Below are 21,920 nucleotides of genomic sequence, written 5' to 3' on the forward strand. Positions count from 1 at the left end.
ATGCCAAAGCGCACCGACATCAAGACCGTCCTGATCATCGGCGCCGGCCCGATCGTGATCGGCCAGGCCTGCGAGTTCGACTACTCCGGCGCGCAAGCCTGCAAGGCCCTGCGTGACGAGGGTTACCGGGTGGTGCTGGTCAACAGCAACCCGGCCACGATCATGACCGACCCGGAAATGGCCGACGCGGTCTACATCGAGCCGATCAACTGGCAGACGGTCGAGAAGATCATCGCCAAGGAACGCCCCGACGCGCTGCTGCCGACGATGGGCGGCCAGACCGCTTTGAACTGCGCGCTCGACCTGGCCGACCACGGCGTGCTGGAGAAGTACAACGTCGAGCTGATCGGCGCCAGGCGCGACGCGATCATGATGGCCGAGGACCGCGAGCTGTTCCGCGTGGCGATGGCCGAGATCGGCCTGGAATGCCCGAAGGCGGCGGTGGCCAGGACCTTCGAGCAGGCGGTCGAGATCCAGGCGACGGTCGGCTACCCGACCATCATCCGCCCGTCCTTCACCCTGGGCGGCAGCGGTGGCGGCATCGCCTACAACAAGGAAGAGTTCGAGGAGATCGTCAAGCGCGGCCTGGAGCTCTCGCCGACCAACGAGGTGCTGGTCGAGGAATCGGTGCTGGGCTGGAAGGAGTTCGAGATGGAGGTGGTCCGCGACACCGCGGACAACTGCATCATCGTCTGCTCGATCGAGAACTTCGACGCGATGGGCGTGCACACCGGCGACTCGATCACCGTCGCCCCGGCGCAGACCCTGACCGACAAGGAATACCAGCGCCTGCGCGATGCCTCCATCGCGGTGCTGCGCAAGATCGGCGTGGACACCGGCGGCTCCAACGTGCAGTTCGGCATCAACGCCGAGACCGGCCGCGTGGTGGTGATCGAGATGAACCCGCGCGTGTCGCGTTCCTCGGCGCTGGCGTCGAAGGCAACCGGTTTCCCGATCGCCAAGATCGCCGCCAAGCTCGCCGTCGGCTACACGCTGGACGAGCTGCGCAACGACATCACCGGCGGCGCGACCCCGGCGTCCTTCGAGCCGTCCATCGATTACGTCGTCACCAAGATTCCGAGATTTGCGTTTGAGAAGTTCCCGCAGGCCGATTCGCGCCTGACCACCCAGATGAAGTCGGTGGGCGAGGTGATGGCGATGGGCCGCACCTTCCAGGAGTCGCTGCAGAAGGCGCTGCGTGGACTGGAAACCGGCAAGGTCGGCCTCGATCCCACCGGCCTGGACCTGACCAGCGAGGAAGGTCTCGCCACTGTCCGCCGCGAGCTCAAGGAGCCGGGACCGGAGCGCATCTTCCACATCGGCGATGCGCTGCGCGCCGGCATGAGCGTGGAAGAAGTGAACGCGCTGTCGTTCGTCGACCCGTGGTTCCTCGACCAGATGGAAGAGATCATCGCCGCGGAGAAGGTTGTCGCCGACGCCGGCCTGTCCGCGCTGGATGCGAAGCGGATGCGTGCGCTCAAGCGGATGGGTTTCTCCGATGCACGCCTGGCGCAGCTGACCGGCACCGACGAGACCGCGGTGCGTTCGCTGCGTCGCGCGTTTGGCGTGCGGCCGGTTTACAAGCGCGTGGATTCCTGCGCGGCCGAGTTCGCCACCACGACCGCGTACATGTACTCGACCTATGAGGACGAGTGCGAATCCAACCCGAGCGACCGCGACAAGATCATCGTGCTCGGCGGCGGCCCGAACCGGATCGGCCAGGGCATCGAGTTCGACTACTGCTGCGTGCATGCCGCGCTGGCGCTGCGGGCGGACGGTTTCGAGACCATCATGGTCAACTGCAACCCGGAGACCGTGTCGACCGATTACGACACCTCCGACCGCCTGTACTTCGAGCCGCTGACGCTGGAAGACGTGCTGGAGATCTGCGATCTGGAAAAACCCAAGGGCGTGATCGTGCAGTACGGCGGCCAGACCCCGCTGAAACTGGCCGAGGCCCTGCAGGCCGCCGGCGTGCCGATCATCGGCACCAGCCCGGACAGCATCGACCTGGCCGAGGACCGCGAACGCTTCCAGCAACTGGTGGACAAGCTGGGCCTGAAGCAGCCGCCGAACCGGATCGCGCGCAATTCCGAAGAGGCCTTGCTGCTGGCTGGCGAAGTCGGCTATCCGCTGGTGGTCCGCCCGAGCTACGTGTTGGGCGGCCGGGCGATGGAAGTGGTGCATTCCGATGCCGACCTGGCGCGCTACATCCGCGATGCGGTGCGTGTGTCGGAAAAGTCGCCGGTGTTGCTGGACCGTTTCCTCGACAACGCGATCGAGGTCGATGTCGACATCATTGCCGACAAGGACGGCAACGTGCTGATCGGCGGCGTGATGGAGCACATCGAGGAAGCCGGCGTGCACTCGGGCGACTCCTCGTGCTCGCTGCCGCCGTACTCGCTGTCGGCCGACACCCAGGCGCGCCTGCGCGAGCAGGTCGTCGCGCTGGCGAAGGCGCTGAACGTGGTCGGGCTGATGAACACCCAGTTCGCAGTGCAGACCGACGAGGCCGGCGAGGACACGATCTACCTGCTGGAAGTGAATCCGCGGGCATCGCGCACGGTGCCGTTCGTGTCCAAGGCCATCGGCATTCCGCTGGCGAAGATCGCCGCGCGCTGCATGGCCGGCAAGACCCTGGCCGAGCAGGGCGCGACCAGCGAGATCATTCCCGACTACTACTCGGTCAAGGAAGCGATCTTCCCGTTCGCCAAGTTCCAGGGCGTCGACCCGATCCTCGGGCCGGAAATGCGCTCCACCGGCGAGGTCATGGGTGTGGGCCGCAACTTCGGCGCGGCGATGGCGCGTGCGCAGGAAGCGGCCAGCATCGCCAGGCTGCCGGCCGGCGGCAAGGTCTTCGTCTCCGTGCGCGATCCGGACAAGCAGCGCGTGCTGCCGGTGGCGCAGGAACTCGTCCGGCGCGGCTATTCGCTGGTCGCCACCGGCGGTACGGCCAGGTTCCTGCGCGAGCAGGGCCTGGAGTGCGAACTGGTCAACAAGGTCAACGAAGGCCGCCCGCACATCGTCGACCTGATCAAGAACGGCGAGATCGTCTACATCGTGAACACCACCGAAGGCCGCCAGGCGATCTCCGATTCGTTCTCGATCCGCCGCGAGGCCCTGCAGCAGCGGGTGACCTACTCGACGACGATCTCGGGCGCCCGCGCCCTGCTGCTGTCGCTCGATTACCGCGACACCGGCCCGGTCTGGTCGCTGCAGGAGCTGCATGCCACGGTCAACGCCACCGCCTAGCTTTGCCCTGACCGACCCGGGCACAATCGGCTGTCGGAAAACATGCTGTCGGAAAACACCGTGCCGGCCATGCGCCGGCCAGAGGATCAAACACCCATGCAAGCCCCCATCACCTCCAAGGGTGCGCAGCGTCTGCGCGCCGAACTGGAAGAGCTCAAGTCCGTCCAGCGACCGGCCGTGATCCATGCCATCGCCGAGGCGCGCGAGCACGGCGATCTGAAGGAAAACGCCGAATACCACGCCGCCCGCGAGCAGCAGGGTTTCATCGAAGGCCGCATCAAGCAGCTCGAAGGCGAGCTGTCGAATTCCCAGATCATCGATATCGCCGCCCTCAATGCCGGCAGCCGGATCGTGTTCGGCGCGACCGTCGACCTGGTCGATACCGACAGCGACGAGGAGCGGACCTACCAGATCGTTGGCGACCTGGAAGCGGACATCAAACTGGGCCTGATCGCGATTTCCTCGCCGGTCGCGCGCGCCCTGATCGGTCGTCACGAAGGCGACAGCATCACCATCGATGCCCCGGGCGGCACCCGCGAGTACGACATCGTCGCCGTCCGCTACGTCGTCTGAGGATGACGGCGAACACGGTCACGCTGCTGCTGCCCGCGCGCAGCCGGTTTGGCGGGCAGCGCCTGTCGGAGTCCGCGGGCCGCTGGTTCGGGCGGGCCGACAGTGCGCAGGTGGCAGGCGATCCGGTGGAGCGCCAGTTCGAGATCCTGCCACGCGGCTGGCCGGTCGCAGCGGTGACCCGCCAGCGCGATGCCGGTGACGCCCAAGGGTCGGCCTGGTTGCGCGCCGATCCGGTCTACATCCAGCCCGACATCAACGGCGCCCGCCTGTTGTCGCATGGGGAGGCCTTGTCGCTGACCGCGGCGGACAGCGCGGCGTTCCTGCCGGCACTGAAACCGCTGTTTGGCGATATGGGCTTTCCCATCGACGCGCCGCACCCGGGCCGCTGGTACCTGCAGTTGCCGCCGGGAGCGACGTTGCCGGTGATGGCCTCGCTGGACCAGGCGCTGGGCGCGGACCTGTTCGACCAGTTGCCTGAAGGCCCGGAAGGGCGTCGTTGGCGTGCACTGCTGAGCGAGGCGCAGGTGGTCCTGCATAACCACCCGCGCAACGCCGAGCGGGCTGCGGCGGGGTTGGCACCGGTCAACTCGTTGTGGTTCTGGGGCGCGGGCCGGGTGCCCGATTCCGTCCGCACGTCCCACCAGAGCCTGTTCAGTGACGACGACACCCTGGTCGCCTTTGCAACGTCCGCCGGCGCCCGCAGCGGGCCGTTGCCGCCGCGCTGGCAGGGGGGTGAGGGTGGGCAGCTGTTCGACCTGCGCCATCTGCGTGACCTGGCCGTTTTCGATCGCGACTGGTGGTTGCCGGTATTGGCGGAACTCCAGGCCGGCCGGCTGGCGCGAGCCACGATTGTTTTCGCCGATGGCCTCCAGCTCGCGCTGACGCGTACGCAGCGCTGGCGATTCTGGCGTCGTCCCTGGCATTCGTTCGTGCGCCCCGAAACGGCCGGGGCCGAGTGAAGCCGATCGGCAAGCTCCGTCGGCGCATCGCGGCGGAATCCGGCCCGTGGCCCACCCAGATCCCACCGCTGCTGCAACGCATCTACAGCGCCCGCGGCGCGATGGCCATCGAGCAGGCCCGCCCGAAGCTGGCGAACCTGCTGTCGCCCGACACGCTGTCCGGGCTGGATGCGGCAACCGCGCTGCTGGCCGACGCGATCGCGGACGACCGCCACATCCTGGTGGTGGGCGATTTCGATTGCGATGGCGCCACCGCCTGCGCCGTCGCGGTGCGTGGCCTGCGGATGCTGGGCGCCCGCCGCGTCTCCCACGCCGTGCCCAACCGGATGATCCATGGCTACGGCCTGTCGCCGGCGCTGGTGGCCGAGCTGGCGGCCATGGAGCCCGGCCCCGGATCAGGTCCGGGGGAGACCCTGCTGGTCACCGTCGACCACGGTATCGCCTGCCACGCCGGCATCGCCGCCGCCAAGGCGCTGGGCTGGCAGGTGCTGGTGACCGACCACCATCTGCCCGGAGACACGCTCCCGCCGGCTGATGCCATCGTCGATCCCAACCAGCCTGGCGACCGGTTCCCGAGCAAGGTGCTGGCCGGGGTCGGCGTGATGTTCTACGTGTTGCTGGCGCTGCGCCGGCGGCTGCGCGATGCCGGCAGGCTCGATACCGGTGTGGACGGAAAAGGCCCCGACCTGACCCGGCTGCTCGACCTGGTTGCGGTCGGTACGGTCGCTGATCTGGTGCCGCTGGATGCCAACAACCGCGCCCTGGTGGCGGCCGGCCTGCGCCGCCTGCGCGCGGGGCAGGGCTGTCCCGGCCTGCGCGCGCTGATCGAGGTGGCCCAGCGCGATCCAGCCCGGCTGAGCGCGAGTGATATCGGCTTTGCGATCGCGCCGCGACTGAATGCGGCCGGCCGGCTGGAAGACATGGCGCTGGGCATCGAGTGCCTGCTGACCGACGACATGGACCAGGCGCGCGGGATCGCCGATACCCTCAACCGGATCAACACCGAGCGCCGCGCGGTCCAGCAGCAGATGACCGAGGAGGCGGAGGCTGCGTTCGCCAAGGTGGTGCTGGATGCCGCCAGCGCGCCGCTCGCGGTCTGCCTGTTCGATCCGGACTGGCACCCGGGCGTGGTCGGGCTGGTCGCGTCGAAAATGAAGGAACGCCTGCACCGCCCGGCGATCGCGTTTGCCCCGGCCGAGCCGGGCGGTGACATGCTGCGCGGCTCGGCCCGGTCGATTCCCGGCTTCCATATCCGCGACGCCCTGGCGATGGTGAATGCGCGCAATCCCGGCCTGATCGAACGCTTTGGCGGCCATGCGATGGCGGCCGGTCTGTCACTGCGCGCCGCTTCGATGGAGGCCTTTGCGCTGGCGTTCCGCGACTGCGTCGCCGCCACGCTGGGCGAAGAACTGCTGCAGGCCGAGATCCTCAGCGACGGCGAACTGGCGGGCAACGAGTTCACCCGTCGCAGCGCGGACGCATTGCGTGATGGCGGGCCGTGGGGACAGGGCTTCCCGGAACCGCAGTTCGATGGCGAATTCGAAGTGTTGAGCTGGCGCGTGGTCGGTGAGCGGCATCTGAAGCTCGAACTCGGCCACGGCGCGATACGCCTGAACGCGATCGAGTTCGGCGGCTGGACGGGACAGGAACCGCCTGCGCGGGTCCGAATCGCCTACCGGCTGGAAGCCGACGACTATCGCGGCGGCGACGCGATCCAGCTGGTCGTGGTGCACCGCGAAGCCGCTTGAGCCTGACGGTCGCCGTTTGCCGCCAAGGAGCCACTCGGCCAGGCCGCGCGCCTTGATGATCAACGGGACTCCGGAGAAGTCCGGGGCGCCGGCAAGCCTTGTGCCTGCTAGAATCGGCGGTCGTCTTTTGCAATGAAATCACGGACATGATCGAACTGAATCCCGTCCACGAGCGCATCGCCGATCTCAAGGATCGGCTGGATGCGCTCAGGGGGTACCTTTGACTTCGACACCAAGGTCGAACGTCTTGAAGAAGTAAACCGGGAGCTGGAAAGCCCCGACGTCTGGAACGATGCGGAGCGGGCCCAGTCGCTGGGTCGCGAGCGCTCGTCGCTGGACAAGGTCGTCACCGGCATCCGCAGCCTGACCGAGAACGTGACCGGCGCGGAAGAGCTGCTGGAGCTGGCCGAGATGGAAGGCGACGACGACACCGCGCAGGCGGTGATTGCTGACGTCGAGACCTACGCCAAGGCCGTCGATGAGCTGGAGTTCCAGCGCATGTTCTCCGGCGAGATGGACAACGCCGCGGCGTTCGTCGACATCCAGGCCGGCGCCGGCGGTACCGAGGCGCAGGACTGGGCCGAGATCCTGCTGCGCATGTACCTGCGCTGGGCCGAGTCGCGCGGCTGGAAGGCCGAGCTGATGGAGGTCAGCGGCGGCGACGTGGCCGGGGTGAAATCCGCCACGTTCCGGGTCGAGGGCGATTTCGCCTACGGCTGGCTGAAGACCGAGACCGGCGTGCACCGTCTGGTGCGCAAGTCGCCGTTCGATTCCGACAACCGCCGCCACACCAGTTTCACCTCGGTGTTCGTGGCGCCGGAGATCGACGACAACATCGAGGTCGACATCAACCCGGCTGACCTGAAGACCGACGTCTACCGCTCGTCCGGTGCCGGCGGCCAGCACGTCAACAAGACCGAGTCGGCGGTGCGCATCACCCACGTGCCCACCGGCACGGTGGTGGCCTGCCAGACCGAGCGCAGCCAGCACGCCAACCGCGACCGCGCGATGAAGATGCTCGCCGGCAAGCTGTACGAGCTGGAGATCCAGAAGCGCAATGCAGTCCGCGATGCGGTGGAGGCGACCAAGTCCGACATCGGCTGGGGCAGCCAGATCCGCAACTACGTGCTCGACCAGAGCCGGATCAAGGACCTGCGTACCGGTATCGAGCGCAGCGATACCCAGAACGTGCTCGACGGCGATCTGGACGAGTTTGTCTCGGCCAGCCTGAAGGCGGGCCTGGAAGTCGGCGCCAAACGCTCCGACGCGAAGTAGAAGTAGTTGTTCCTTGCACGCGCCGCTCCTGCAAGCCTCCTTATCCGCAAATGAAATGACCATGACCGACACTGCACCGCCGCGCGATGGAAGCCACCGGCCCGACGCCAATCAACCGGACGAGAACAAGCCGGATGAAAACCGGCTCATCGCCGAGCGTCGCGCGAAACTGACGGCGTTGCGTGGCGAGGGGATCGCGTTCCCGAACGACTTCCGTCGCGACCACTATGCCGGCGACCTGCAGGCGGACTACGCCGATGTGGAGGCGTGGACGGCCGAAGCGCTGGAGGCCAGGGGCCATCGTGTTGCCGTGGCCGGCCGCCTGTTGCTCAAGCGGGTGATGGGCAAGGCCAGCTTCGTGCAGATCCAGGACGAGTCCGGCCGCCTGCAGCTGTTCCTGCAGGCCAATGCGCTGGGCGATACCTACGCCGCGTTCAAGGGCTGGGACGTCGGTGACATCGTCGGCGCGCAGGGCGTGCTGACCCGCACCCGCACCGGCGAGCTGTCGGTCAAGGTCGACCAGTTGCGCCTGCTGACCAAGTCATTGCGTCCGCTGCCCGACAAGTTCCATGGTCTGGCCGATGTCGAGCAGCGATATCGCCAGCGCTACGTCGACCTGATCGTCTCGCCGGAGGCGCGCGAGGTGTTCGTCAAACGCAGCAAGATCATCCGGGCGATGCGCGAGTGGCTCGACAGCCGGCGCTTCCTGGAAGTGGAAACGCCGATGATGCATTACATCCCCGGCGGCGCCACGGCCAAGCCGTTCACGACCCATCACAACGCGCTGGACCTGGATCTGTACCTGCGTGTGGCCCCGGAGCTGTACCTCAAGCGGCTGGTGGTCGGCGGGCTGGAGCGGGTGTACGAGATCAACCGCAACTTCCGCAACGAGGGCGTGTCGACCCGGCACAACCCCGAGTTCACGATGCTCGAGTTGTACGAGGCCTACGCCACCTACAACGAGGTCATGGACCTGACCGAGGCCATGATCCGCGACATTGCGACGTCGGTGCTCGGCACCACCCAGGTCGAATGGGACGGCCAGTCGATCGACATCGGCCCGGCGTTCCGGCGCTGGACGATGAGCGATGCGGTGCTCGAGCACAATCCCGAGATCAAGCGCGAGGAACTGCGCGACATCGAAGCCATGCGCGCCCATTGCGCGCGGCTGAAAGTCGCGGTCAAGCCGGGATACGGCTGGGGCAAGCTGCTGCTGGAAATCTTCGAGAAGACCGTCGAACACACCCTGATCCAGCCGACCTTCATCACCCGTCATCCGGTCGAGGTCAGTCCGCTGGCGCGCGCCAGCGACGACGATGCGGGCATGACCGACCGTTTCGAGCTGTTCGTCGGTGGCAAGGAACTGGCCAACGGGTTTTCCGAGCTCAACGACCCGGAAGACCAGGTGGCGCGCTTCCTGGCCCAGGTCGAGGCGAAGGAGGGCGGCGACGACGAGGCGATGCATTTCGACGCCGACTACATCCGCGCGCTGGAGATCGGTCTGCCGCCCACCGGCGGCCTGGGCGTCGGCATCGACCGGCTGGTGATGCTGCTGACCGGCTCGTCCTCGATCCGCGACGTGCTGCTGTTCCCGTACATGCGGCCGGAAGGCTGATCCGCGACAAACCGGCTCGGGGATGGGAGCGGCGTATTACGGCCTGCGCCTGATACGTCTACAGCCTCCGGGCACTGGTTTCCCTCAGCGCGAACTTGCAAGCAAAAAAAGTCCCCTCATCGAGAGGGGACTGGGCAGTCGCGATTCCGAGTCAGTCGATCATCTGGCCTGCTCATCGCGCAGTTCGCGACGCAGGATCTTGCCGACGTTGGTCTTGGGCAGCTCGGTGCGGAATTCGATCGCCTTGGGCCGTTTGTAACCGGTCAGGTTCTCGCGCGCGTAGGCCGTGATCTGCTCGGCGGTCAACGACGGGTCCTTCTTCACCACCACCAGCTTCACGACCTCGCCGGAGTGCTCGTCGGGCATGCCGATGGCGGCTACTTCGAGCACGCCGGGCATCATCGCGATCACGTCCTCGATCTCGTTCGGGTACACGTTGAAACCCGACACCAGGATCATGTCCTTCTTGCGGTCGACGATGTAGAAGAAACCCTTCTCATCCATCTTCGCGATGTCGCCGGTGTGCAGCCAGCCGTCGGCATCCATCACCTCGGCGGTCTCCTGCGGCCGCTGCCAGTAGCCCTTCATCACCTGCGGGCCCCTGATGCACAACTCGCCGATCTCGCCGGTGGGCAGCATGTTGCCATCCTCGTCCTTGATGCAGGCATCCGTGGACGGGATGGGCAGGCCGATCGCACCGTTGTACTCGGCCAGGTCCATCGGGTTGATGCAGGCCGCCGGGGACGTCTCGGTCAGTCCGTAGGCCTCGATCAAAGTGCAGCCTGTGACCTTTTTCCAGCGCTCGGCGACCGAGCGTTGCACCGCCATGCCACCGCCCAGCGTCAGGCGAAGCTTGGAGAAGTCGATCTGGTTGAAGCCGGGCGTGTTGAGCAGTCCGTTGAACAGCGTGTTGACACCGGTGATCGCCGTGAACGAGACCTTCCTGAGCTCCTTGACGAAGCCGGGCATGTCGCGGGGGTTGGTGATCATGTAATTCAGGCCGCCGAATTTCATGAACACCAGGCCGTTCGCGGTCAGCGCGAAGATATGGTAAAGCGGCAGCGCGGTGATGATGACTTCCTGGCCCGGCACCACGTTGGTGCCCACCCACGCGGCGGCCTGCTGCATGTTGGCGACCAGGTTGCGGTGGGTCAGCATCGCGCCCTTGGCCAAGCCGGTGGTGCCGCCGGTGTACTGCAGGAAGGCGATGTCGTCGGCATGCACATCGATCGTCGGCAGGGCGTGCTTCCGGCCCAGTTTGAGGGTGTCGGCAAACCGGATCGCGCCCTGGATGTGGTACTCGGGCACCATCTTCTTGATGTACTTCAGAACGAAATTGACGATCACGCCCTTCGCGCCAAGCATGTCGCCAAGGCCGGTGGTGATCACCTTGGTGACGGCCGTGTCGCGCAATACTTCTTCAACCGTGTCGCCGAAATTGTCCAGCACCAGCAGCACGGTCGCGCCGGAGTCCACCAGCTGGTGCCGGAGCTCGCGCGCGGTGTACATCGGGTTGGTATTGACCACCGTCAAGCCGGCGCGCAACACGCCGAATGTTGCGATCGGGTACTGCAGGCAGTTGGGCAGCATGATCGCGACCCGGTCGCCCCTTTTGAGTTTCAGCTCGCCCAGCAGATAAGCCGCGAACTGCGCGCTGAGGGTGTCGATCTCGCCATAGGTCAGTGTCTTGCCGAGGTTGGCGAACGCCGGCCGGTCGCGAAAACTGGCGATCGCGCTTTCCAGTACCGCGACGATGGAAGGGAACTCGTCGACATCGATCTGCGCGGGGACCCCGGCCGGATACTGGTCAAGCCATGGACGTTCAACACTCATCGCGATCCCCTTGGTTGGTGTGGTGCTTGTGTGGCGCGTGTCTGCGTGGTGCGTCCGCGAAGAAAAAGCGCGGATCCGCGGCGCCGCAGCGCTCCAAAGATTGGAGCATAGGGTCCGGGGGCTGGCAAGGCGAAGCGGGGGCTGTTCTCGAGCCGGATGGCGAGGTGTGACATTCCGGAGTTGCGCGGCGAGGCGGCATGACCCTGCGGCTGATCCGGCAGGGTCTGCCCGACACGATCACGGCGTTCTTACGGCTCGACGTTCACCGGTACGCCGGGTTGCTCGACCTGCACAGCGGAACGTGCGACCACGCTGGTGGCGGTGAGGTCGGCGGTGACGTTGCCCAGTGTCGCGAACACGTCGGGAATCGTGTCGACCGCCAGCAGCAGGCCGAGCGGTGCGACCGGCAAACCCATCGCCTGTGCGACCGGCAGGTTGGTCGCCATGTAGCTGACCTGGCCGGGCAGGCCTACCGAACCGAGGCTGATGACGACGGCCAGTGCGCTGCCCGCAACGAGCTGCGCCGCGCCCAGCTCGATACCGTAGGCCCAGGCGATGAACGCGGCGGCGCTGATGTACTGCACCGGGCTGGTGATGCGGAACAGCGTTACCGCCATCGGCAGCACCAGGCCCGTGACGTGGGTCGGATACCGCAACCGGTCGTTGGCGACTTCCAGCATCGCGGGCAGGGATGCCAGCGACGACTGCGTGCTCGCCGCGACGACCTGCGCCGGGACAATGGCCGCGGCGAATCGCCGGATCGGCTCGCCGCCCCAGACCGCCGCGACCAGCAGCATGCCGAGGGTCACGCTCAGATAGAGCACGCACTGCAGGCCGATGTAGATGCCCAGCGCGCTGAGCATGCTCAGTCCGGATCGAGCGGTGACGGCGAGGATCAGCGCGAACACACCCACCGGCGCCGCCCACAGCGCCCAGCGCACGATCACGATCATCGCGTCGGCGATGGCCTGGAAAAACTCGACCATCAAGGCGCGTCTGGCCGGGGCGATCCGGGTCAGGGCGAAGCCGAAAAACAGCGCAAACACCACCAGCGGCAGCATCGCGCTCTGGGCCGCCGCGGCGATGGCATTGGCGGGAATGACGCCGGTCACCCAGTCCGACCATCCGGCCGGGGCGGGCAGGGTGGAGGTTTCGCGGCTGCCACCGTCCAGTGCGCTGGCCAGGGCCGGATCGTGCGGCAGCATCGACAACAGCGCCGGCGCAGTCACCGCGGCAAACAGCGCCGCCAGTGACAGCAGCACCACAAACACCCCGATGGCCTTGCGTGCGATACGTCCCGATGCCGCGGCGTCGGCGGCGGAACTGATGCCGACAATCACCAGCGCCAGCACCAGCGGCACCACGGTCATCTGCAATGCGTTGAGCCAGAGCCGGCCGATCGGCTGCACCGCGTCGGCGACCCGGATCGCCAGCCCCGCGTCGGCCCAGGCCAGCGACAGGCCGGTCGCTGCGCCGATGGCCAGCGAGAGCAGGACCCGCGTCGTCGCACTCACGGGGCGGCTGCCATGGCCGGCAATCCCCACGGTGCCTGGAGCCGTGCGTACTCGGCGTCGGGCAACAGCACGAAGACGGGCTTTCGCTCGGGGCGCAGCCACGCCAGCAACGACTCCATGACCGCGTCGTCCATCGCGGTGCAGCCGGCGGTGGCGGTGGTTGGCGACTTCCACAGGTGGGCGAAGATGCAGCTGCCCGCGCCTGGTGTCGCCGCACGGTTGTGTTCGATCACGAAGCCCAGGCGGTACCGCAGGTCGCCGTCGGCATGCAGGTCACGGCGCATCGGCTCGGTGGATCCGGCGATGGCCGGCTCACCCACTTCGCGCGAATCGACAATCCGGTTGTATAGCGGCGAGTCGCTGACATCGATGCAATAGCTGGATGCCTGCATCGGCGCATACGGCAGGGCGGTCTGCGCGCCGGCGGCGTAACCGAAGGCCTCGCCGATGGTGAACACGCCGGCCGGGCTGCGGCCGTCGCCTTCGCGCTTGGTCGGGCCTTCGGGTTGCGCGTCGTGCAGTCCCAGGCCCCAGGCCGAGCCTTCGCGTCCGATCTCCACCGGCTGTGGCGAGGCGGCTTCAAGCCAGCTGTCGCCATCGCGCTCATAGGTGCGCAGCGTGCCGTGGTCGACATCCCAATCCGCCACGGTGACCAGCACCAGCTGCTGCGCATCGTGCCAGGGCACCGCGGCGGTGCCGGGCATCACGGACGGGGCGCAGGCGGCCAGCGAGACAGCCAGGAGGGCAGAGAGCCATCGCAGGCTGGTGCAGCGGGAATGGCGGGGCAAACGCATCGGACGGACTCCTTGGTCTTGCATGGCAACGGCGGTCAGGTCAGTGACATCCGGGCGCTGACATCAGGGCTCCAGCATGGGCTGGAGCCGTTCGAGATTGGCCTGCAGTTGCTCCTCGCGCCCGGCTTCGCACACCAGGACGAAGACGCGGTCCAGCAGGTGCTGCAAGGCCGAGTGGTAGAGCAGCGGTTCGATGTGCGCGCGATCGTCGTGCGCGGAGACCAGCAGAGCAAGGTTGGCGTAGGCGCGCAGCGGATTGGAGGTGTGCCGCGTGATCGAGATCACCGTGCCCTGGCGTTCGCGGAAATAACGCGCGATGTAGCACAGGGGAGGTGGCTTGCCGTGCTCGGAGAACACCAGCAGCACGTCGCCGGCATTCGCGGCCGAGACGCTGGCGGCCATGTGCGCCGGGTCGAAGTTGTGGACGGCGAGGATGCCGAGCAACGACAGCCTGAGCGCGAACGCACGGGCGCGGATGTCGTCCGCACCCAGGCCGATCAGGAACACCTTGCCACCATCGGCCGCGGCGGCGATGGCTGCGGCAACCGCGGTGACGGTGTCGGGCGGGTTGATCGAACGCGTTTCCTCTTCGGCTTCGGTCTTGCGGCGCCACAGGTCGCAGGCCATGGCGTCATCGGAGTCGACATCGGCGTCGGCGTCGTTGACCGGCTCGTCGCCGTTGTCGGCCCGCGCGACGGCCTCGCCGATGGAGTACTTGAGGTCGGGGTAGCCCTTGAAACCGAGCTTCTGGCAGAACTTGACCACGCTGGACTGGCTGATGCCCAGCGCGTTGGCGAGCTGCTGGGACGAGTAGTCGCGCAGCAGCTGGGCATTGTCGAGCACGAAGTCGGCGATGCGGCGTTCGATCGCCGACATCTGGTCGCGCCGGGAGCGGATCTTCAGCAGGGCGGACATGTCAGGCCGCGGCTGTGCCGGTGTCGATCGGTTCCAGTCCGTGGATCTCGCGGATGCCAAGACCGGGCGCATCGGTCACCGATATCTCGGACTCGTTGAAGATCACACCGCCGTCGACCGGGTTGAATTTGCACAACGATGGTCCGTCCAGGTCGATCTTGGTGATCACGTCGGCTTTGGCCACCGCCACGTGCACCGCCGCCGCCACGCTGATGCTGGTCTCGAGCATGCAGCCGATCATGCACTCGATCTGGTGCATCGCGGCGATGTCGGCGATGCGGATCGCATTGGAGATGCCGCCGGTCTTCATCAGCTTGATGTTGATGATGTCGGCGGCGCGCATGTTGATCAGCTTGATGACCTCCATCGGACCGAACACGCTCTCGTCGGCCATGATCGGCGTGTGCACGCGCTCGGTGACGTAGCGCATGCCTTCCAGGTCGTGCGCCTTGACCGGCTGCTCGACCAGCTCAAGCCGCACGCCGGCGTCTTCCAGACCGCGGATCGCGTACACCGCTTCCTTCGCCGACCAGCCCTGGTTGGCGTCCAGCCGCAGCAGGGCGCGGTTCTCGACCGCGGCGTAGATCGCCTTGACGCGCTCCATGTCCACGCCGATGTCCTTGCCGACCTTGATCTTCAGCGAGTCGAAGCCCCGATCCACCGCGCTGATCGAGTCGGCGACCATCTTGTCGATCGTGTCCACGCTGATGGTGATGTCGGTGGTGATGACCGGGTCGCCGCCGCCCAGCATCTTGTACAGCGGCGCGTTGTAGAGCTGGCCGAACAGGTCGTAGATCGCGATCTCCACCGCCGCCTTGGCGCTGGAGTTCTTCTCCATCGATGTCTGGATCAGGCGGGTGATGCGGTTGAGGTCGGCGATGTCCTCGCCGATCAGCCGCGGCGAGATGTAGTGGCGGATGGCGCCGATGATCGAGCCGTGGGTATCGCCGGTGATGACCGCCGTGGCCGGCGCCTCGCCGTAGCCGATGTTGCCGCTGTCGGTGTGCACCATCACCACGATGTCCTCGACCTGGTCCACGGTGCGCAGGGCGGTCTTGAACGGCGTCTTGAGCGGCACGCGCAGCATGCCGAATTCGATGTGGGTGATCTTCATGGGTTGCTTGTCTGGACTCGGGATTCGATGGGGTTTGGCGCTACGGTGCAATTCCGTCCAGCACGCCGTGCGGGCGCACGATGCTGGTGATGCGGTCGACGTAGCTTTCGTCCTTGTTGAACATCATCGGCAGCAACGGGGTCACCGAGACGCCGTTGAGCTTCATGGCTTTCAGGTTGCCGTCGGCGCCCAGATAACTGCCGCCGTTGGTGTCGTGGATCACGTACGGCGCGCCATCGATGTGCCCGATCACCATCATCACGTGACCCGGGATGTAGACCAGATCGCCCACCTGCAGGTCTGCGACCGCGGCCATGCGGCGGGCGCGGCTGTCGGTGCGGGAAAACAGCGCGTGCTGCAGCGCCGGGCTGACCGCCTGCGCGCTGGTGTTGCGTGGCAGCTGCACGCCCATGCTGCGGTAGATCTCCGAGACGAAGCCGCTGCAGTCGCGCGCATCGTAGGCGTGGCCCCAGCCGTAGCGCTCGCCGAGGAACTTGAAGCCCTGGCGGACCAGGTTGGCCGAGGTCAGCGGCAGATAGTCGGCGGCGCTGTCGGCGCGGCGCGGCAGCAGTGCCGGTGAGAACGCGAGGCTGCCATCGGCGCCGCGCACCGGCAGGCTCAGCACGTGCGCGGTGTAGGGATGCTGGCCATGGACGGGCTGGTCGAGCGCGGCGTCGGCCAGCGGCACCCGGACGCCCATGTCGAGTTGAAGCTGCGAGACCCGCGGTTCTTCGCGCGTGAACACGGTGCGCTCGACACCGCCGGTGATGATCCGGTACGGAGCGCGTTCCACATAACCGAACACGTCGTCGGCGCTGCCTTCGGCGACATGCCGCTTCTCGATCCATGCCGCATAGCGCGGGCTGACCACGAACAGCCAGTCGCCATCGCGGCTCTGGTGGCTGATGACCACCGGCGTGCCCGGAAACAACGCGCTTTCCTGCAAGCGGTCGATGTCCGTCTCGCCCTGCCGGCTGAACATCCGCTGCGCGGTGGGAAAGCCGCGCAACGCGGCGCGATGGACAACCAGTCCGTAGCGGGTCGGCTGGGTCGGCGGGGTGGCATCAAGGGCGAGGTTGTCGACCATCGCGTCCAGCACGGATGTCGGTACTGCCACGCCTTCGACATCCCAGCGTCCGGAGGTCGGGCGGGTGGACAGGCTCTCGATCCAGTCCCGGACCGTGGCGCGATCCAGGCTGGCGGGCAGGGCGCGCAGGTCATGCATGGACGCATCGAGTTCGAACAAGCGCGCGTTCTGCTCACCGATCGCCGCGCGGTCCATCAGGACCCGGTCGGGCGCGGACATCTGCGCGATCCAGAATTCCGGCGTCAGGTAGGCTTCGTCCGGGACGCCGATAACGCCGTGTGCAGGGACCGTGGTGGACGCGGGCGGCGACGGGTTCTGACGTGCCTGCAGGGGCGCGGCCAGCGCGATGGCTAGACCGAGTGTGGCGGCGGCGAGGGGCAGCAATCGCATCGTCAGACCTTCCGATAGTGAGCAGGGGCAGCCGCTTCGGGCCGTCATGGTGCAGCGCGGAATACAACATTCTTATATCACGAAGTAAAGGAATATATTATTGCTTCCGTCTCCGGGGCGTGCTACACAACGTCCAGGGAAGTTGCGTGCAAAGGGGTATTCACGGGTGGATGGTGCTCTGAAAAGGTTCGCACTGGGGATGACACGTAAACGCCAGGGACAAGGGACCGCCGGCCGGTTTCCGCGGTGGTTCCTGATGGGCGGGCTGCTGTCGGCGGCATTGCTCCCGGGCACGGTGTTCGCACAGATGCCGACCGAGGATCCGGTGGGGGAGGTCGTAGCGATGGTCGACGACGGCCGGTTCGAGCAGGCCGAAGCCACTCTGGCAGCGGCGGCGCAGGACGGTTCGCTCGACGCGGAAGTCCGCAGCCGGCTGTTGTTTGAACGCGAGCGCATGCGGCGGATCCTGATGGACTTCAGCCTGGACGAAGCGGGCGCAAAGAAACGCCTGCGCCGCGATATTCCGGATATGACCGATGCCGAGTTCGCACGCTGGGACGCGGCCGGCCTGATCGAGGCGCGGGTGATCGACGGCGAGCGCCGCTGGTTCAACCGCGGACCGGCCAACCTCTACCGTCTGAGCGAGGAGGCGCGTCAGCGCCGGGCCACGCCCCTCACCTTCTACGACAGTCCGCTGCAGGCTGCGCACCCGCACCATGCCGAAGTGCGCGCGGCCGCCCTGGCCAGTGGCGACCGCGCCGTGGCGCCGCGACGCGTGCAGGTGACGCAGTCGCTGACGGTGAAACCCGACGCCGTACCCGCCGGCGAGACCATCCGCGCCTGGTTGCCGTTCCCGCGGGCAATCCCGGGGCAGCAGGACGACATCACGCTGCACTCGACGATGCCGGCAAGCCACCAGCTCGCACCCGAGTCGGCGCTGCAGCGCACGGTGTACATGGAAGCGCCGGCGGTGGCCGGCAAGCCGACGCAGTTCTCGGTCAGCTACGAGCTCACCGTCCACGCCCAGTACGTCGACATCGACCCGGACAAGGTGGTGCCGGCACAGATCACCCCCGAGCTGGCGCCCTACGTGGCCGAGCGCGCGCCGCATGTGGTGTTCAGCGATGCGATGCGCCTGAAGTCGGCGCAGGTGGTGGGCGACGAGACCAACCCGTACCGGATCGCGCAGAAGCTGTTCGCATCAGTGGATTCGATCCCCTGGGCCGGCGCCCGCGAGTACTCGACCATCACCAACATCGGCCAGCACGCGCTGGAACAGGGCCACGCCGATTGCGGCCAGCAGACCCTGCTGCTGATCACCCTGCTGCGCATGAACGGCATTCCCGCACGCTGGCAGTCGGGCTGGATCTTCTCCGACGACCGCTACAACAACATGCACGACTGGGGCTGGATGTACCTGGCTCCGTACGGCTGGGTGCCGATGGACGTCACCTTCGGGCGCCTGCCTGCGGCCAGTGCAGACCTCGCCGGGTTTTACCTCGGCGGCCTGGACGCGTATCGCATCGCCTTCAACGACGACTACTCGCGCGGGTTCGTGCCGGCCAAGCAGCACCCGCGTTCGGAAACCGTCGACCTGCAGCGCGGCGAAGCCGAGTGGGACGGCGGCAACCTGTATTTCGATCAGTGGACGTACGACTTCGAGTGGCAACTGCTGCCACAAGCCAACTAACACACACATTTGTTCCGGGGAGAACCGCAATGAAGGCCAGTCATACCAAACTCCGTCGTGCCGCCCTCTGCATTGCCTTGGGGGCCTGTCTATCCACCATGGCACCGATGGTGATGGCGCAAAGTGCCACCGGTTCGGTCGCCGGTCGTGCCGTCAGTGGGGACCAGATCACTGTCACCAGCACCAGCACCGGAGTGACCCGCAGCGTGACGGCGAATGCCGACGGGACCTACCGGCTCGGTCAACTGCAGGTGGGCGACTACAACCTGCAGCTCACCCGCAACGGCCAGCCGGTAGGCGAGCCGATCGTGGTCAGCGTCGCCCTGGGCGGCACGACCACGGTCAACCTCGGCAGCGAAGGCGGGATCTCCAACCTCGGCGCGGTGACGGTGGTCGGCAACCGCGTGGTGAACCGCGTGGACGTGCACTCCACCGAATCGTCCACCAACATCACCCGCGAGGAGTGGGCGCGGTTGCCGGTCGAGCAGAGCCTGACCTCGGTGGCGTTGATGGCACCGGGCGTTGTCGGCGGCAACTCGTCGTTCGGCGGCATCTCGTTCGGCGGTTCTTCGGTAGCGGAGAACTCGATTTTCATCAATGGCCTGAACGTCACTGATTTCTATCGTCGGCAGAGCTTCTCGACCGCCCCGTTCGCATTCTTCCGCGAGTACCAGGTCAAGACCGGCGGTTACTCGGTCGAATTCGGCCGCGCCACCGGTGGCGTGATCAACGCGGTCACCCGCTCGGGCAGCAACGAGTTCGAGGGCGGAGTGGAGGTCACCTTCGAGCCGAGTGCCGCGAAGTCCAGCGCCGACGACCGCTTTTACGCGGACGGCCGCGTCAACGTACGCGGCAGCCATGACCGGAGCAGCTTCGCCAAGACCAACGTCTGGGCGTCCGGCCCGCTGGTCGAAGACAAACTGTTCCTGTTTGCGATGTACGAACAACGCGACAGCCACTCCGGCTTCACCAACAACGCCGGCAACAGTTGGACCACCAGCAAGGGCGACAACGGGTTCTGGGGCACCAAACTGGACTGGAACATCACCGACGACCACCTGCTCGAACTGCTCGCCTTTTCCGATGAAGGCGACTCTGACAGCCATGTCTATACCTACGATTTCGACTCCGGCACGGTGGGCAGCGATGCGCCCAGCCTCTCGACGGCGTCGAGTGGAGGCAAGAGCGGGTCGCTCACCTATACCGGGCATTTCGGCGAGAACTTCACCGCCAAGGGCATGTACGGCATCAACCGCAGCAGCAGCTTCAACCGCTCCCCTGCAGATGCGCTGTGCGACATCGTGAGCTACAACAACGCCAGCTATGGGCCGCAGTACCGCGCGATGGGCGAACCGGTGCTCGGCTGCCATCCGGGCGGCTCGGTGATCTCGCATGAGGACGAGCGCAAGGTGAAGCGCCTGGACTTCGAGTGGGCGCTGGGTGACCACTTGCTGCGCTTCGGTTGGGACCACGAGCTGATGACCACCGATCGCACCACCCGCTACCCGGGTCCGACCGGCCAGGTATTCACCGCCTACGGTACGTCACCGGGCCAGGTGCTCGGCAACGGTGCCGTGGTGCCGGGCGGCGTGGACGCCTTCCTGATGGCTCGTCGTCGCGCGGACGGCGGTGTGTTCGACATCGAGACCAGCGCCTTCTATGTCGAGGACGTCTGGAGCGTGACCCCCAACCTGCTGGTCAACCTTGGCCTGCGCGTCGACAGCTTCGAGAACTTCGACGCCGGCGGCAACAGCTACATCAAGCTCGACGAACTGGTGTCGCCGCGCCTGGGCTTCTCGTGGGACATGAAGGGCGACGGCAGCACCAAGTTGTTCGGCAACCTCGGCCGCTACTACATGCCGGTCACGAGCATCATCAGCTACAACTTCGCCGGCGGCCTGACCGACGAGTACACCTACTACGCGCTCAATGGCTGGCGCCAGGAGATCAATCCCGTCACGGGCGCACCGTATATGGCACCGGTCCTCGGCGCCCAGATCGGGCCTGTGGACGACAGCTACAACCTGTCCAACGAACCGGTGGACCGCGATCTGGATGCGGTTTACCAGGACGAGGCGATCCTCGGCTTCCAGACGATGATCAGCCAGGCCTGGTCCTGGGGCGTCAACGCGACCTACCGCCGCATGCCCAACGCCATGGACGACGTGCGCATCAACGCGCTGTGCGGCGTGCGCCACGGCAACGTCTGGCCGATCGCCAACCCGGGCGACGAGTTGACCCTGTGGGGCACGAAGGCCCAGGGCTGCGCGCAGGACGGCTGGGTGACGATCGACACCTCGAAGGAGGGCTACATCAAGGCCGGCAGCGAGGAAGTCATCGGGTACTCGAAGCCCAAGCGCACCTACAAGGCGCTGGAGTTCCAGATCGACCGCGCCTGGGATGACAAGTGGGCGTTCAACGCTTCCTACCTGTGGTCGAAGCTGGAAGGCAACCACGAGGGCCCGGTCAACTCCGATACCAACTACGGCGATACCGGCATGGTCCAGCACTGGGATCACCCGGCCAACAACGACCGCTACGGCGACCTGTTCAACGATCACCGACACCAGATCAAGCTGCGTGGCAGCTACCGGTTCAACGAGGTGTGGTCGGTCGGCGGCACGGTCAGTGCACTGTCCGGCGGCCCGATCAGCGCCTTCGGCGTCACGTGGCCGGGCGAGAGCGGCACGGTTGCCAGCCCGACCAGCGAAGGCAGTGGCGGCGGCACCGGCTGGTTGTGCGTTGCCAACTGCGGCAGCGGTGATCCGTGGCAGAGCCGGGTGTACGAGCGCAGCGAGCGTGGCGCCTTCGGCCGCATGCCGTGGACGTACAACGTGGGCGCGAGCGTGACGTGGGCGCTGCCGGTGGAAGGGATCGACCTCAAGGCCCGCTTCTCGGTCTACAACCTGTTGAACGAGCAGGAAGTGATCAACGTCCGTGGCCGCTACGAAGGCCAGCCTGGCGTCCGCCGCGACACCTTCGGCACCGGCACCCGCTGGCAGTCGCCGCGCTACGCGCAGCTGGTGGTGACCTGGAACTTCTGATGCCGGCACCCGGGACGATGGATATCTGAGTGTCCCCTTGGCGGCCTGCGGAAGCGGGCCGCCTTTTTTCCGGGATCCCATTTTGAACAACCATGCGCGCAGGCATTGCCGCCGCGC

Annotated in this window: 14 protein-coding genes; 8 read left to right on the top strand and 6 right to left on the bottom strand. The window is 66.6% G+C overall.

What is annotated here, in order from left to right; genetic code table 11:
• From carB to lysS, 6 genes are all read left to right on the top strand, one after another.
• Nucleotides 1–3,252: a carbamoyl-phosphate synthase large subunit gene (carB, locus tag N792_RS06220; RefSeq protein ID WP_036193429.1), complete on the top strand. Its 3,252-nt coding sequence runs from the start codon at nucleotides 1–3 to the stop codon at nucleotides 3,250–3,252.
• A gap of 108 nt (nucleotides 3,253–3,360) precedes the next feature.
• Nucleotides 3,361–3,825 (top strand): transcription elongation factor GreA, encoded by a 465-nt coding sequence (greA, locus tag N792_RS06225; RefSeq protein ID WP_191150533.1) that lies wholly within the window; start codon nucleotides 3,361–3,363, stop codon nucleotides 3,823–3,825.
• 2 nt (nucleotides 3,826–3,827) lie between these two features.
• Complete coding sequence (locus tag N792_RS06230; RefSeq protein ID WP_036193432.1) at nucleotides 3,828–4,784, top strand: hypothetical protein; 957 nt, start codon at nucleotides 3,828–3,830, stop codon at nucleotides 4,782–4,784.
• Complete coding sequence (gene recJ / locus N792_RS06235) at nucleotides 4,781–6,532, top strand: single-stranded-DNA-specific exonuclease RecJ (RefSeq protein WP_036193434.1); 1,752 nt, start codon at nucleotides 4,781–4,783, stop codon at nucleotides 6,530–6,532. Before N792_RS06230 ends, recJ begins: the two co-directional genes overlap by 4 nt.
• A 146-nt stretch (nucleotides 6,533–6,678) precedes the next feature.
• A protein-coding gene (gene prfB, locus N792_RS06240) for a peptide chain release factor 2 (protein WP_156969308.1) occupies nucleotides 6,679–7,807 on the top strand; the annotation gives its coding sequence in 2 pieces (ribosomal slippage) (nucleotides 6,679–6,753 and nucleotides 6,755–7,807; 1,128 coding nt in all).
• Nucleotides 7,808–7,868: 61 nt separating this feature from the next.
• Nucleotides 7,869–9,422 (top strand): lysine--tRNA ligase, encoded by a 1,554-nt coding sequence (lysS, locus tag N792_RS06245; RefSeq protein ID WP_084105484.1) that lies wholly within the window; start codon nucleotides 7,869–7,871, stop codon nucleotides 9,420–9,422.
• A 159-nt stretch (nucleotides 9,423–9,581) separates the two neighbouring features.
• Here lysS and N792_RS06250 read toward each other — a convergent pair whose 3' ends face one another.
• The 6 genes from N792_RS06250 to N792_RS06275 form a co-directional block, all read right to left on the bottom strand.
• Nucleotides 9,582–11,255, bottom strand: coding sequence for a long-chain fatty acid--CoA ligase (locus N792_RS06250; RefSeq protein ID WP_036193435.1), 1,674 nt, complete (start codon nucleotides 11,253–11,255; stop codon nucleotides 9,582–9,584).
• Between the two features lie 248 nt (nucleotides 11,256–11,503).
• Entirely contained in the window at nucleotides 11,504–12,769 is a 1,266-nt protein-coding gene (locus N792_RS06255) for a dicarboxylate/amino acid:cation symporter (RefSeq protein WP_036193436.1), read from the bottom strand.
• On the bottom strand, nucleotides 12,766–13,563 hold the full coding sequence (locus tag N792_RS06260; protein ID WP_052103552.1) for a L,D-transpeptidase family protein: 798 nt from the start codon (nucleotides 13,561–13,563) through the stop codon (nucleotides 12,766–12,768). The genes N792_RS06255 and N792_RS06260 overlap by 4 nt, the downstream gene beginning before the upstream one ends.
• A 63-nt stretch (nucleotides 13,564–13,626) precedes the next feature.
• On the bottom strand, nucleotides 13,627–14,478 hold the full coding sequence (locus tag N792_RS06265) for a MurR/RpiR family transcriptional regulator (RefSeq protein ID WP_036193437.1): 852 nt from the start codon (nucleotides 14,476–14,478) through the stop codon (nucleotides 13,627–13,629).
• Nucleotide 14,479: 1 nt separating this feature from the next.
• Nucleotides 14,480–15,592 carry a dipeptide epimerase gene (locus N792_RS06270; protein ID WP_036193438.1) on the bottom strand — a complete coding sequence of 371 codons (1,113 nt, stop codon included), beginning with the start codon at nucleotides 15,590–15,592 and terminating at the stop codon, nucleotides 14,480–14,482.
• Nucleotides 15,593–15,632: 40 nt separating this feature from the next.
• Nucleotides 15,633–17,069 carry a C40 family peptidase gene (locus tag N792_RS06275; protein WP_036193439.1) on the bottom strand — a complete coding sequence of 479 codons (1,437 nt, stop codon included), beginning with the start codon at nucleotides 17,067–17,069 and terminating at the stop codon, nucleotides 15,633–15,635.
• Between the two features lie 307 nt (nucleotides 17,070–17,376).
• Between N792_RS06275 and N792_RS06280 the strand changes: the two genes are divergently transcribed.
• A complete protein-coding gene (locus tag N792_RS06280) occupies nucleotides 17,377–18,759 on the top strand; it encodes a transglutaminase-like domain-containing protein (RefSeq protein ID WP_036193598.1) in 1,383 nt (460 codons plus the stop codon).
• Between the two features lie 29 nt (nucleotides 18,760–18,788).
• Nucleotides 18,789–21,803 carry a TonB-dependent receptor gene (locus tag N792_RS06285; RefSeq protein WP_036193440.1) on the top strand — a complete coding sequence of 1,005 codons (3,015 nt, stop codon included), beginning with the start codon at nucleotides 18,789–18,791 and terminating at the stop codon, nucleotides 21,801–21,803.
• The last annotated feature ends 117 nt before the right edge of the window (nucleotides 21,804–21,920 follow it).

The organism is Lysobacter concretionis Ko07 = DSM 16239 (assembly GCF_000768345.1).
Classification (GTDB): domain Bacteria; phylum Pseudomonadota; class Gammaproteobacteria; order Xanthomonadales; family Xanthomonadaceae; genus Novilysobacter; species Novilysobacter concretionis.

Bases quoted from the DNA above. Each gene is read 5' to 3' on its own strand.
- N792_RS06285 (WP_036193440.1), top strand. From the start codon at position 18,789: ATGAAGGCCAGTCATACCAAACTCCGTCGTGCCGCCCTCTGCATTGCC.
- N792_RS06270 (WP_036193438.1), bottom strand. From the start codon at position 15,592: ATGAAGATCACCCACATCGAATTCGGCATGCTGCGCGTGCCGCTCAAG.
- N792_RS06250 (WP_036193435.1), bottom strand. From the start codon at position 11,255: ATGAGTGTTGAACGTCCATGGCTTGACCAGTATCCGGCCGGGGTCCCC.
- lysS (WP_084105484.1), top strand. From the start codon at position 7,869: ATGACCGACACTGCACCGCCGCGCGATGGAAGCCACCGGCCCGACGCC.
- N792_RS06280 (WP_036193598.1), top strand. From the start codon at position 17,377: ATGCCGACCGAGGATCCGGTGGGGGAGGTCGTAGCGATGGTCGACGAC.
- carB (WP_036193429.1), top strand. From the start codon at position 1: ATGCCAAAGCGCACCGACATCAAGACCGTCCTGATCATCGGCGCCGGC.
- N792_RS06275 (WP_036193439.1), bottom strand. From the start codon at position 17,069: ATGCGATTGCTGCCCCTCGCCGCCGCCACACTCGGTCTAGCCATCGCG.
- N792_RS06230 (WP_036193432.1), top strand. From the start codon at position 3,828: ATGACGGCGAACACGGTCACGCTGCTGCTGCCCGCGCGCAGCCGGTTT.
- N792_RS06265 (WP_036193437.1), bottom strand. From the start codon at position 14,478: ATGTCCGCCCTGCTGAAGATCCGCTCCCGGCGCGACCAGATGTCGGCG.
- N792_RS06260 (WP_052103552.1), bottom strand. From the start codon at position 13,563: ATGCGTTTGCCCCGCCATTCCCGCTGCACCAGCCTGCGATGGCTCTCT.